Genomic DNA, 13907 nt, shown 5'->3' on the forward strand with positions numbered 1-13907 from the left:
GACATGGAAGTAACAATTAAGGTGGAAAAACTGAGTAAGTCTTACCACAACGTAAAAGCAGTAGAAAACATAGATATTACTGTTTGTCGTGGTGAAGTATTCGGATTACTGGGTGCAAACGGTGAGGTGTAAGGATCACTTTTTCTAGTTGTAGAGCTTCAAATTTTCTTGGTTCTCCATTAATTTATTGCCATAATCTTCTTTGGAGATTATTCTATCAGCTAAGAGGTCTATATGTTTTCTACGTCTAGATTTTAAAGTTTCTACTTTTTTAAAAAAGGATGAAAGCTTTTTATTTACTTCTTTTTCTAGAGTTTTGGTATGTTCTTCAGCCTACTTTACCATGTTTGGCATATCGTCCACAGATATAAACCGCTCTATTTTGCTTATACCATATATGTAAAGAACAATGCTCTAAAACTAATTGCGAAATATTGTATGTTATTATAACTGATAAATCTCATCTTTCAGAAACAGGATAATAAGGTAAAAGTCTAGGTATCCGTGAAGTACCTGGATAATGACACCAAAGCGGCCCAGCTATCCCAATATAAATTGATATTGGAAAAAAACAAAAACTGGCTGATTGTAAAATAGCTCTTTCTTCTCTTTCAAAATTCGATTTATTTGTGATATAATACACATAAATAGTTGAAAGGTAGGTTAAGAGTTATGGGAGTAGGAACATTTCGTGCGTAGCAAAGGCTATTGCACTATATAATTAAATATTGTATATAGCCTTTGCAAGTCCTAAACAACTTACTATTTAGGAGGTGCGCAAATGGGCTATGTTAAAGCTGCTGACGTATTGCCAAGAGAAATATTAAAGCAAATCCAAAACTATGTTCAAGGTGAAATAGTATATATTCCTAAGAAAACATATAATAGAAAGTCTTGGGGAGAAAATACAGATACAAAAGAACTATTGAATAAACGAAATAAACAAATTCATGAAGATTATAAAAATGGATTTTCCGTTGTTGAGCTTTCTGAAAAATATTTCTTAGTTGAAGAAAGTATAAGGCGAATACTTAGAAAAGAAAATAAAGATAATTCTTATTAGCAAAATGTGTTGTGCGTAATCGTACAACACATTTTTTTTATAAACATTTATGTTGTAGTAACAAGTATAACAACTTGTTAAAATCAAATAGAGATATTTACATGGTAGGAGGTGTGATAGGATGGTTATTCTTGAAATGGAAAATATACAGAAAAGTTTTGGAGAAAACATATTGTTCCATTTCTCCAAGTTAGTAATCAATGAGAACGACCGTATTGGTCTTATTGGGTTAAATGGAAGTGGAAAAACTACTCTCCTAAAAATAATTTCTGGTGATACTGATATAGATACTGGCATAATTAAAAAATACAGTGAAATTTCTTATTTCAAACAATTTGATACTTTTAATCACACGGCAGAAAGAAAGCTACTAAAAGAATTAGGGGTTCAAAAAAAAGAGAATGATAATTTTGTAAGTGGTGGAGAGAAAACTCGTTTACGACTCGCAGAAGTACTTAGCAAATCAGTGCATTTAATTTTATTAGATGAGCCTACCTCTAACCTTGATTTAAATGGAATTGAGTTATTAAAAAATAAGTTAACTAATATAGATTCTTTTGTTTTGATTACCCATGATACTGAATTACTAAATCAAGTGTGCAATCGTATCATAGAAATTAGGAATAACACATTATATGATTATCAAGGGAATTTTGACAACTATAAAAAACAAAAAGAATTAGAACTTGAAACTCAGAAAAGTGAATATTTAAATTATAAAATAGAGAAGAGAAGATTAGAAGAGGCTTATGTAAATAAGAAAAAACAGGCAACAAAAATAACGAAAAAGCCGAAAAAAATTAGCAATTCAGAATATAAAACAAGAAATTATGTAGCCACAAGCAGGTCAAACGATGGCAGGCAAAAAAGCATGCAAAAATCAGCTAAAGCTATTCAATCAAGATTAGAACATTTAGAAGTAAAAGAGAAACCGATTGAACAAGAACAAATAAAATTAAATTTTAGCTTAACTAATCCACCCAAAAATAAAATTATCATCAAATCAGATAGCTTATCATTTTCATATTCTAATATGCCAATTTTCAAAGATACCTCATTTATGATAAAAAACGGAGGAAAAACAGCTATAATTGGAAAAAATGGAAGTGGAAAAACTACTTTATTGAAACTTATTGAAAACAGATTTCCTTCTATTCAAATTGTACCCAAAGCTAAGATTGGGTTTGTTTATCAAGAATTTGAAAATTTAAATGAAAAAAAGACCATTTTAGATACTGTTTTAGAAAATAGTATTCAAGCAGAAAGTGTTGTTAGAAATATTTTGGCAAACTTACTATTTGGTGATTCTGATATGAATAAACTTGTTTCTGTTTTAAGTGGTGGAGAAAAAATTAGATTATCTTTAGCAAAACTATTAGTTTCAGAGGTTAATGTTCTCATTCTTGATGAGCCTACTAATTATTTAGATGTTCCATCAGTAGAAGTATTAGAACGTGTATTAAAGTGTTACGAAGGAACAGTAATTTTTGTATCTCACGATAGAAGATTTATAAACACACTGGCTACGAATATCATTGATATATCTGAACAGAAAATAAAACATTTTGAGGGTAATTTAAAGGATTACAATAGCTATAGTTCAAACAAAAAAAATGTTGTTCAAGCAGAAAAGACATTACTTGAGCTAAAAAGAATACAAATAACAGGAAAAATGTTATCAGCAACGCCTGATGAAAAAGAAAAATTAGACAAAGAATATTTTGAAATAATTAAACAATTAAATATGGTAAGAGATAAATAAGGAAGTGATAGTTATCATAATTGAAAAAAACTTGGGAGGGGTGCCTCAGCTCTTTAATTCTGAAACACCCCCTTATTTAAGTATTGATTCGAATATCAATGTTTCCATTTGCTTTTTATGATGTTTTATAAAATCCTCATCTGTAAAATCTTTACCAATTAATTTAAGAAAAGTATGTTGTGTAATGATTGGTAACCATGCCATTGCCATTGCATTTAACCATAAAGTATTGGTATCAATATCTTGTCGTATTATGCCTATATTTTGTGCATCTTCTAAATATTTATAACTCCATGAAATCATATCAGGAAAGAAATCAAGTATCCAGCTTTGTCTATTTTCGTTTAAAGATTCTGCCACTAATATTTTAGTTAAATTAGGATGCTTAAAAGTATAATCAATATGGCGAGATAAAATAGTTTTTAATGCTTCAACAGTTAATTCACCTTCTTTAAGTATTAGCGTATTAACATAATTTTTTTCATCTTCAATTAAATTTTCAATAACTTTTTTATATAATTGTTCTTTGTTTTCGAAAAAATAAGATGGCGTAGTTCTTGATACACCGCTTAATTCAGCAATATCTGCTAAAGTTGTTAAATGGTAACCTTTTTGAGCAAAAAGGGTTTCAGCTGCATGCAATATATTTTTCTTAGACAATTCAGCATCTCTTCTTTTTATATTATCCATTGGAATGCTCCTTTATAATAAATAGTGCTGCGTATGACAAAAAAAGACTATAATAAAAATTATTAGAGTCTTTTTGTTTATTTATTGTTTATTATATCATATTACCATTAAATATAACAGTATTTCAAATTTTGATTTTGAAGTCAGAACTAAAAAAACTATTAAGGTAAGTTTAAATTAAGGTTTAATAATTACTTTAATTACTTCATCAGGTTTATGTTGAACTAATTCAATAGCATTTTCGATATCATCTAAAGGTATTGTATGAGTTATAAGAGGGGTAAGATCTAGTTTTCCATTACTAACATTATCAAGTAAACCTTTGATGTTATTCAAATCTCCTAATCCCATTTGGAAAGAAATATTTTTATAGAAATGATTTGGTAAAATATCAATAGCCTTTGAAGGGATACCAACAAGGAACATTCTACCACTTACACCTAAACATTCAATTCCTTGGTTTATTGTTATATGTAGACCCACTGCATCAATAACAACATCAGCACCTTTGTTATCCGTATATTCAGCTATCTTATCAAGTACATTATCACCAGTAGCAGAAATAGCGTGAGTAGCACCCAGTTCTAATGCTTTTTTCAATCTTTTCTCTGATTTTTCAACAACGATTATTTTATTAGGGTTATGTAGCTTGGCAGTTAAAAGTGTTGCCATACCTACAGGTCCACAACCAAAGATTACAATAGTCTCGCCTTTTTGTAGATCACAGTGGGCAACACCTGTATAACCTGTAGAAGCTATATCAGAAATAAAAATAACTTGTTCATCGGTAAGATGTTTAGGTACTTTTAATAAGCAAGAATCAGCATGAGGTACACATGTATATTCAGCATGAACACCAGGTATATTTCCTAATGTTTCACCACTACCGTGAACACCACCATTTTTACAGTGTGAAACATACCCTTTTTTACAAAATTCACATTTCCCACAGTAAGGAGCTGGAGGGCCTATAACTCTATCTCCTACTTTAAAGTTTTTAACGTCCTCACCAACTTCTTCGATAATACCTACGTATTCATGCCCTAGCACAAATCCTGGATTTGTTGGTATAAGACCTTTAATAATATGAATATCACTACCACAAATAGTTGTCGTAGTAACTTTTACAAGTACATCAGTTGGATTTTTAATAGCAGGTTTATCAACATCTCTCAAATCAACTTTGTTTAATTCGGGAAAGTATAAAGCTTTAATTTTAAACACTCCTTTTGTATAATTTTAGTTATATTAATGAGTCAGTTTAGCTAGATATTTTGTGTATTTATTTTGTTAAAGGCTTCGTATTAATTATTTTTTTATGTATTATTAAATAATAGCCCAAATAACTAGCTGAACGTTCATCTAGTTATTTGGGCAAATATTACTTCCCTTGTCAATAAAGTTATTTATCAAGTTTAATGTTAATATTTTTGTCATCTTATCTAATTTGGATTTTAAAAAAGATAAAGAAGATGATCTAATAGATAAATACTAAAGCATAAATTCTTATTAATTGGAGATGATGTTTTATTACATGAAAATATAAAAGATATAAAAAAATGATAAGTGGAAAGAAGTATCAATACTTAAACTAGATCATGAAAAATATTATAAAATATCTATATTGAAATTTAATAATGAGTAGTTGAGCTAACAAAATAAAATCGAAATTTGTTGAGTATTTTAAGAGGAACGAATCGCAACGATTATGACGGGATTGAAGAAATATGGTAATATAAAATTAATTATATTTTAAGGATGATTCCAATGGATTATGAAAGAATAGTACTATCGATTATTGAATATATTGAAGAGAATTTATTTGATAAGAATTTATACAAAGAAGTGTTGAAAAGAGTTTATATATCAAAGTTTCATTTTCACAGGATCTTTCTTGCTTTAACGAATGAAACCATTGGTGATTATATAAGAAAAAGACGATTTACGGTTATTGGAAAGCGTTTAAAAATTACAGAAGATAAAATCATTGATATAGCTTTAGATGCAGGTTACCAATCTCACGAAAGTTTTACGAGAGCGTTTAAAAAATATTTTGCTTGTAGTCCGAATGAATATAGAAATCATGTTGGAGAAAATGATCTGTTAATGTTGGCACCATTCACTGAAAATAAACTAGAACTTATTAGAATCAATGAAAATTTCATGCCTGAAATCATTTATTACAAATCACTAGAACTAAAAGGATTCTATGGTAAAACTAGCTTGTATAATCTAAACATTGAAAAGTATTGGAATATGTTACATGAGTACTGTCATAAAAAAAATATTGTCCCTAGCGGAGAATATATGTATACGATTTGGCTTTCATCGAATTGTGATGTTAGAACTATTGATCCTTATGCTTTAGAGAGCTTTTATATTGGTGGGGTTTTTGTTGAAGAAGCTCATGAAATGAAACCTATAGAAATTGGGAATCAGCTCTATGCTGTATTTTCTCTTCACTCAAATTTTGAATACATTAAGGATTTGTATAGATTTATCTATTTTACTTGGTTAAAGAAATCTGGTTGGATTTTGGATAATCATAATATTTTTGAAGGTTATAGTAAAGATTTCTCTTTGAAGAAAAACACTGGGCATATGAAAATATTTCTTCCAATAAAAAAGCAATAACTGTCAAGTCAAGAATGAAAAAATATACTAAACTCCTTATTATAAAGGAGGAATCAGGAAATGTATAAACCTAGATTTAAAGGAAAGCATTATGAAATGGGGCATCACTATGGCAAACTATTAAGAAAAAATGGTGTAGATTTTAACCCTCTATTAGATTTTGGTGCATCTCGCCTAAGAATGGGAACAGATTCTTTGAATATTTGTAAAGAAGTTTATCCAGAAATTATTGAAGAAGTTAAAGGTATGGCCGATGGTTTAAAAGTCGATTTTTTGTTATTTGGGACTTTTCTAATAACTGCAGGTGCATACAGTTTTGATGTTGGATGTTCTACTTTTGCTTATGTTGAGAATAAAGACGTTTATTTTGTTCGAAACCATGATATGTTTGTCTCACTTAAAAAAACAACTGAAAGTGCATTGTATAAACCCCATAAAGGTTATAGTTTTTTAGGTCACGGTGATGGCTTAATTGGAAAAGAAGATGGCATGAATGTACATGGTTTGGCTGTTGGAATGACTTTTGTTGCCCCAAAGACGATTAGTCCAGGTCTGAATTTTTTATTCATTGTTCGATTATTACTTGAGAAGTGCAAAAATGTAAACGAGTGTATTGAATATCTAAAGAATACTCCCACTATGACATCTCAATCTATAGTTTTGGCAGATGCATTAGGACGTTTAGCAGTAGTAGAAATGTGTCCAGAGCATATGGCAGTCAGGTATCCTAAACCCGGTGAAAGATTTATTGTTGCCACTAATCATTTTATTGAAAAAGAAATGAAAGAATTTGATTGTAAGCCAGAAGGGAACTGGTATTCAACATTAGACCGTTATGATACTGTCACTAAAAATTTGCAAAGTGGAAGAAACTATTCAAGAGAATTAGGTATAGAAATTGCATCTGGAAGAAGAGGGTCTTTATGCCAATATAATAAAAATCTTTCTTTTGACACTTTATGGTCTGTAAGTTATCATTTAAACACTCTTTCTATAAAAAGAGCAGAAGGGAATCCTAGACGAGCGAAGTATAAATTTGACTATCGTCTGGAAAAATTGAAGAATGAATTACTATAAAATCATACCTAGATCATGGAAAACTGAAGAATGTCAAATTCTTCACAAACATGATTACGTTGTAAAGATCACTTATGGAGCAAGGAAGATTAACACAAAGTAGTGGAGTTTTTGAGATAAGAAAACTAAAAGAACTCTTAGGATGGATTAAGAAACTGATCAATGGGGAGCCATTAGAAGAGTGAGCAGAAGAATAATCTTAAGCTGATGTTTATTTGATTATTATACGGTGAAAATATTACTTGGTTGCTTAAACAGAGAAATAATAAGTATGGGAGAACACGTGATTAGAAGAGTATTTTGAGGTTCTAAAATGAAAAATAGATAGTAAAATGCCCTAGAGTTCGTTAAGTAGAATCTAGGGTTTGTTATTGTATAAATGAAGATTACTAACTAATAAAAATATAGATTATTGCTCCAATATTTGTCTGGGCGAATGAGTGTGGGATATTTTTATTTTCTTTAAAGTTATATTTTCTCAATTTCATGATTTTGATTTTTTCTGATTCTATTGTTTAATGTAGTAAAGATTATTAACAATAAAGTAGATATCTCTCAAAAATTTATTAATCTCATTATTATTTTATTTGTTGTCATCAAAATATAAATTGATAGTATGAATTTTGTTTCCATTTAGTATAATAGATAAGTTGAAGACTCAAGAGATTTATTTCTTAAATTTCCACAAACTTCATAAAAGATGTCACTTTATTTCTTCGCTTTTACTGATTGCCTCAGTCGTTTTGCTTTTGAATTTGACCTCGAAACGTATTATAGATGACATCATGAAGATGATATCTCCCAAGCAAATCCTTAGGGATAAGGTGAAGTTTTATATTTTTACCACAGAATAACAATTCTTCTTGTAAATTTATTTATATATGCATATAATATATTTAACAGCGATGATAAAAACTAAGGTTTATAAATCTCCCAGAGAGCCGGTGGTTGGTGCGAACCGGTGAGAGGTTAAACCGTTCCATTTTTAGAGCTGTCGGCGATGAGTCGAAGGGTGTGCCCTTTACAGCACTTTTGAGTGGTCAGTTTTATCTGACAATTTGGGTGGTACCGCGGATGCTTTCCGTCCCATATTATTTGTATGGGTTTGGAAGGCTTTTATTTTTCTAAACTCATACTATTATCTCTATGAAAAGAAAATATATGAGGAGGAAAATAATGTTAGACATTAGGTTATTGCGTGAAAACACTGAGGTTGTAAAAGAAAATATCAGAAAAAAATTTCAGAATGAAAAAATCACACTTGTAGATGAAGTTATTGCTTTAGATATTCAAAATCGGGAAGCAAAAACAAGACGTGACTATCTCAGAAGCAGAAGAAATTCGATTAGTAAAAAAATTGGCGTATTAATATCAGAAGGAAAAAAGGATGAAGTTGAATTAGCGAAGGCAGATATAACTTCTATGGCAGATGAACTCGCAGAATTGGAGCGGAAAATTGATGACCTTGATGTTCAGATTCGCAAAAGGATGCTGGTTATCCCCAATATTATAGACCCTACTGTACCAATTGGTAAGGATGATAGCGAGAATGTTGAAATTGAACGATTTGGAGAGCCTGTTGTACCAGACTTTGAGATACCATATCATGTTGATATTATGGAAAAGTTAAAGGGTATTGATATTGATAGTGCAAGAAAAACAAGTGGAAATGGTTTTTATTATCTTTGTGGTGATATAGCACGTTTGCATTCTGCAATTCTTTCTTATGCACGGGACTTCATGATTGATAGAGGATTTACCTATTATATACCCCCATTTATGATTAGAGGCAATGTTGTAAACGGTGTTATGAGCTTCTCAGAAATGGAAAATATGATGTATAAGATTGAAGGGGAAGATTTATATCTCATAGGCACAAGTGAACATTCTATGATTGGTAAATTTATTGATACAATTATTGATGAAGAAAAACTCCCTCAAACATTAACCAGTTATTCGCCGTGTTTTCGTAAAGAAATTGGTGCTCATGGCATTGAAGAGCGTGGTGTGTACCGAATTCATCAATTTGAAAAACAGGAAATGATTGTGGTATGTAGACCGGAAGATAGTGCAGGTTGGTTCGAAAAACTATACCAATATACGGTTGAGTTTTTCCGCACTTTAGATATACCGGTACGTACTTTGGAGTGTTGTTCGGGTGATTTGGCAGATTTAAAAGTAAAAAGTATAGATATAGAAGCATGGTCACCGAGACAGAAAAAATATTTTGAAGTTGGTAGTTGTTCTAACTTAGGAGATGCACAGGCAAGACGTCTTTCTATCCGGATAAAAAGTAAAAATAAAGAAAACTATATTCCGCATACTCTCAACAATACAGTTGTAGCACCTCCAAGAATGTTGATATCATTTTTAGAAAATAATTTAAAAGAAGATGGTACCATATCAATACCGAAACCATTGCAAATGTATATGGGTGGTAAAGAGTTAATCAAATAGTTGTTGTTTATTACCGTCACTTTTGTGGCGGTTTTTTATTGAGAGTAGTGATTTTTTGTTGCAAGCATTAATTGGTATTCTTATAGGTATTGGTGTTAGTATAATACTGTAGACACAAAAATGCGAATACTATAAAATGAAGTTAAAGAAGGAAGTGTCTTGATATCAAAGGTAATAAAATATACAGAAGAATTTAATAGTATTATATAAATACTCATGATTTAATCAACATAGTTTAGCAGGAATACAAGGAGGTTTTGTATGAGTGAATTTTTAAAATTAGAAGATTTTATTGAGCTTTCAGATATAGGTTATGAAGAAGCTATAGTTCATTTTTTACAGGATAATGGAATAACGATTGATGATTTTGAATATGTAGGAAAATGTGATTCGGAGTGTCCGCAATGTGAAACTGAAAGCTTTAGTGTCTGGCGTAGAGATATAGGATTCATTGAAGATGGAAAAATTTTTACTTTCGATTTGAATGCAGCTGATGGTATATTGGACTTCGCTATATACTGGTGTAATAAATGCGGTAAGTGGACTACTTATATTGAGTAATGCATTAATAGTATACCTCGCCCTAGAGCTAGGCAGAGCTTAGTTTGCATAATGTGGACAGTAAGAACCTAAAAAATTTGCATTGAATAGTGGTTTTTTCAGAAATATACTCTGACGCCAAGGGCGGACTAGGCTTAACAGGTATCTTTTTTGTATCCTCAAGGCATGTTGAAACGGTGATTCTGATGACACGTTATGTTCAAAAGGATAAAAAAAGCATATAAACCGTTATATACAGTAGTTTTAGAAAAAATGAGTAAAAATCAGAGCAAAAAGAATTGTAGGAATGATAAATATTCGATAATAATTAACTGATTATACGGGATTGGAAAGATTCCTTATTCATTTAAGGAAAGTAGAAAATAAGAGGTGAGAATATGACTTTCTTTATAGATGCTTGGATAAATGAACTTGTTTCAAAAGTAAAAAAAGAATATGGAGATAATGTTGTTTTTATAGGTTTGCAGGGAAGCTATAAACGCAAAGAAGCGAATGATAGCAGTGATATAGATATTGTAGTTATCCTGAAAGAACTGACTATGCAGAATTTGAAAAAATATCGTGAGATAATATCCACAATGCCTTACAAGGAGAAAGCCTGCGGATTTATTTCCGGACAAAGTGAAATTTTAAGTTGGGAAAAATCTGATTTGTTTCAATTCTATCATGACACGCAGCCAATTTACCGCAGCATAGACTATTTGCTACCGCTGATCGACAAAGCTGATGTTAAACGTGCCGTAAAAATAGGTGCGTGTAATCTGTATCATGCGAGCTGTCATAATTTCATCTATGAGAACAGCTCTGAAATATTATCGGCACTTTATAAGTCAGCATTTTTTATTTTGCAAGCCAAGTATTTTGATGAAACAAACCAATATATAAGTAGTAAAGTAGATTTGAGAAAACATTTAGATGGGATAGATAAAGAGATACTGAACATTTGCATAGATAGAAAAAAGCTAACTGCAATGGATGAGACTGACTTAGTCTTATATTATGATAAAATCATCTCTTGGAGCAGTAATCTTTTACAATCCTTTTGATGAAGTTGCCTTTACAAAAGACAGTAAATAATTGCAGGAAATTTAAGCTTCCGCCAAGGGTCTATTAGGTCTATGCAGCATCTTTTCTGTATCCTCAAGGCATGTGGAGATGGCAGTAAGAATAGAGAGGAAATAGAATGATGTTAAGCTAAAGATAGAGCCTTGATAGAAAAATATAGTACTTTTATGTTCCCTTAGACTAAAAAGTTTGAGGGAATTTTTTAGAGAGTTTGTATCTATGTATAGAAATGACAAATACACGAAAAGGAAATTGGGTTTCGAGGATTTGCTTAGGAAGAATAGTGGGTCATCACCACACTACATCTCAAAAGATGAAATACTAATAATACATTCTACTTATATGTTATCAAATAATATATAATATTTTTAAAAGATTAATGGGTAAATTAGTAAATGAAAGTAAGAGGTTTTGAATGACCTAGTGTTTCTAATGAAAGGAAGATCGTCTATGTTTTAAATAATGATAGTGGAAGATGATCGTCCCTTTTTGCATATATATTGAACTGGACAGCAGTTTTGGGACCTTTAATAGTGTCACTGTAGATATACCTCAGAGCGCGGGTAAGTTTTTAATAAGAAAATATATCTAGCTAAAAAAATACTCTGGTCTTTGACGGAGAAAATTCGCCTTCAATATTGACTTCTTGTACACTATCGAGATAAAAAATAATAAATCAGTATTGTTGTATCCTCTTGTAGTCTGGTTAATAATATATTGCTATTTGTAGCAATATGCGAGAGCTTGCAGTATACTAATAAAAAATCTGCAGCGAAAGGTGGTGGTAAGAGTGGAATATTTGACAATAAAGGAAGTAAGTGAAAAATGGGGACTCGGCAGTAGAATAGTGACATTACATTGCTCCGAGGGACGTATAAATGGTGCAACAAAAAAAGGAAATCTGTGGCTTATCCCAAAAGATGCTCCGAAACCGGATGACAGACGGCGGAGAAAATCCCATATTTCAGGAGAAGTGACTGATGAAGTATTTGAGAAAGATAATTTTAAATTAAAGGATCACACACAAAGCAGCTTCGTTTCGTCGTTTAAATCACTGAATGTAAATGAAGCTCTGCTTTTAAGAATTATAGAATTTTTTCCCTATCCAATTCATGTCTACTCTCCGGATGGAATGATGGTATTAACGAATGAAGCGTGTCTAAGGGTGATGCATATACCATCTAAAGATCATATCGTCGGAAAATTCAATGTCTTGAAAGACCCTGTCATTGATAAGTGGGGAGAAGAAGTCAGAGCACAAATCGAAAGGTCATTTCAAGGAGAAGTCGTACATTTTCAAAATTTGAATATGCCAATTCGAGGGATTATTGATCGCTTTGAGACTGGCGAATTATGTTTTGACAGTTGCTATCAGAACATCATTTGTTACCCAATTTATGACGATCAGAACCGGCTGGTCTATGTGGTGCATGTCTTTGTTACATCTAGGCTGTATGATGGCAAAGAGGAAATGGTGAAGGCAAAGGAATACATTGAAAACCATTGGCTAGAGGAATTCGACATAGATGAATTGGTAAGCGTTGTGAACTTGAGTAGATATCACTTCACCAGGCTATTTAAAAAGCATACAGGCATGACACCATACGGTTATTACCAAGATGTCAAGATTCGTAAAATCAAGGAAAAACTATGTGATAAAAATCTGTCTGTGACGCAGGCTTTCGAAAGCTGCGGAGTGGATTATAACGGAAATTACTCAAAGATATTCAAAGTAAAGGTAGGCATGACACCTTCTCAATATCGAGCTTTCATAACTTAAACTAAAAACCGCAGGAAAAAGGGCTTCCAACACTATTTGGATGCTCTTTTTGTTTGCAATACAGCCATAGATTATGAAAATTCCGCACTAGATTACTATCTCAATCCTCATAACACCTATATAATTAAGTTGCAGCAAGCACATGGGGAGGTTGAATACGTGCAATGAAAGAAAAAAAGATAAAAGGGCAGTCAATTGAGGAGCTTGTCAAGCTGCTAACTATCCTGCGAAAAGAAAAGAATGTACAGGATATGGTTGTACGCCGATTTCAGAAGTTGATCTTAGAGGATGGATTATACTCGCAAACAATTAGAGAATTCATATACCCAATGGTTGTATTTCGGAAGGACGGGATTATACTGTTTGTCAACAATGCGTTAACAGAAGAAACAGGATTGTATATCGATGAATTTTCTGCAAAAAATCATAATATTTTAGATCGCATTACTGACTCAAACTTCCAAATTCTAGACGCTGTAGAAGATGTGTTTTCTGGGAAAACCAGCTTTCTGACGAATTTATTTGACCCACTGGCGATGTTTATCAGGGAAAGCTCAAGTAAACAGGCAGATTGTTCAAAGTATAAAAGTGCGTTTTTCTTTCCCATCGTAGAGGATAGAGGCCAAATTACCAATGGTGCTGTGATATTCATTAAATAGGAGCATTCCTGTAATAAATAAAAATGAACTTTGAAAAAAGAAATACCACCTGTTAAAATACGATGTGTCAGATAATCTCACGTGAAAAACTGACCCTTAAATTTAAATAACAGGAGGTATTCTAGTATGAATTATACACAAAACAGAAAGATTTCGCAA

Annotated in this window: 12 protein-coding genes and 1 other annotated feature; of the genes, 10 read left to right on the plus strand and 2 right to left on the minus strand. The window is 31.5% G+C overall.

The window, feature by feature from the left end; all coding sequences use genetic code 11:
- Positions 1 to 3 precede the first annotated feature (3 nt).
- From HNR33_RS20865 to abc-f, 3 genes are all read left to right on the plus strand, one after another.
- Entirely contained in the window at positions 4 to 132 is a 129-nt protein-coding gene (locus HNR33_RS20865; protein ID WP_429087450.1) for a hypothetical protein, read from the plus strand.
- A 649-nt stretch (positions 133 to 781) separates the two neighbouring features.
- Positions 782 to 1063 carry a CD3324 family protein gene (locus tag HNR33_RS20870; RefSeq protein WP_429087451.1) on the plus strand — a complete coding sequence of 94 codons (282 nt, stop codon included), beginning with the start codon at positions 782 to 784 and terminating at the stop codon, positions 1061 to 1063.
- Between the two features lie 121 nt (positions 1064 to 1184).
- On the plus strand, positions 1185 to 2825 hold the full coding sequence (gene abc-f, locus HNR33_RS20875) for a ribosomal protection-like ABC-F family protein (protein ID WP_429087453.1): 1641 nt from the start codon (positions 1185 to 1187) through the stop codon (positions 2823 to 2825).
- A 72-nt stretch (positions 2826 to 2897) separates the two neighbouring features.
- On the opposite strand, the gene HNR33_RS20880 is transcribed toward abc-f, so the two are convergent.
- Both HNR33_RS20880 and HNR33_RS20885 read right to left on the minus strand, forming a co-directional pair.
- On the minus strand, positions 2898 to 3515 hold the full coding sequence (locus tag HNR33_RS20880; RefSeq protein ID WP_429087455.1) for a TetR/AcrR family transcriptional regulator: 618 nt from the start codon (positions 3513 to 3515) through the stop codon (positions 2898 to 2900).
- Positions 3516 to 3692: 177 nt separating this feature from the next.
- Positions 3693 to 4739, minus strand: coding sequence for a zinc-dependent alcohol dehydrogenase (locus tag HNR33_RS20885; protein ID WP_429087458.1), 1047 nt, complete (start codon positions 4737 to 4739; stop codon positions 3693 to 3695).
- Between the two features lie 543 nt (positions 4740 to 5282).
- On the opposite strand from HNR33_RS20885, the gene HNR33_RS20890 reads away from it, so the two are divergent.
- The 7 genes from HNR33_RS20890 to HNR33_RS20920 all read left to right on the plus strand — a co-directional run bounded on the left by HNR33_RS20890 (position 5283) and on the right by HNR33_RS20920 (position 13748).
- On the plus strand, positions 5283 to 6149 hold the full coding sequence (locus HNR33_RS20890; protein ID WP_429087460.1) for a helix-turn-helix domain-containing protein: 867 nt from the start codon (positions 5283 to 5285) through the stop codon (positions 6147 to 6149).
- A 60-nt stretch (positions 6150 to 6209) separates the two neighbouring features.
- Positions 6210 to 7226, plus strand: coding sequence for a C45 family autoproteolytic acyltransferase/hydrolase (locus HNR33_RS20895; protein WP_429087462.1), 1017 nt, complete (start codon positions 6210 to 6212; stop codon positions 7224 to 7226).
- Positions 7227 to 8122: 896 nt separating this feature from the next.
- Positions 8123 to 8318 (plus strand) — a binding site (T-box leader).
- Positions 8319 to 8402: 84 nt separating this feature from the next.
- On the plus strand, positions 8403 to 9683 hold the full coding sequence (gene serS, locus HNR33_RS20900) for a serine--tRNA ligase (RefSeq protein ID WP_429087465.1): 1281 nt from the start codon (positions 8403 to 8405) through the stop codon (positions 9681 to 9683).
- Positions 9684 to 9944: 261 nt separating this feature from the next.
- Complete coding sequence (locus tag HNR33_RS20905) at positions 9945 to 10244, plus strand: hypothetical protein (protein WP_429087468.1); 300 nt, start codon at positions 9945 to 9947, stop codon at positions 10242 to 10244.
- Positions 10245 to 10621: 377 nt separating this feature from the next.
- Positions 10622 to 11290 carry a nucleotidyltransferase domain-containing protein gene (locus HNR33_RS20910; RefSeq protein ID WP_429087471.1) on the plus strand — a complete coding sequence of 223 codons (669 nt, stop codon included), beginning with the start codon at positions 10622 to 10624 and terminating at the stop codon, positions 11288 to 11290.
- An 809-nt stretch (positions 11291 to 12099) separates the two neighbouring features.
- On the plus strand, positions 12100 to 13089 hold the full coding sequence (locus tag HNR33_RS20915; protein WP_429087473.1) for a helix-turn-helix domain-containing protein: 990 nt from the start codon (positions 12100 to 12102) through the stop codon (positions 13087 to 13089).
- Positions 13090 to 13253: 164 nt separating this feature from the next.
- Positions 13254 to 13748 carry a hypothetical protein gene (locus HNR33_RS20920; RefSeq protein ID WP_429087476.1) on the plus strand — a complete coding sequence of 165 codons (495 nt, stop codon included), beginning with the start codon at positions 13254 to 13256 and terminating at the stop codon, positions 13746 to 13748.
- The last annotated feature ends 159 nt before the right edge of the window (positions 13749 to 13907 follow it).

Origin of the sequence: Brassicibacter mesophilus (assembly GCF_050433385.1) — a bacterium.
Classification (GTDB): domain Bacteria; phylum Bacillota; class Clostridia; order Tissierellales; family Proteiniboraceae; genus Brassicibacter; species Brassicibacter mesophilus.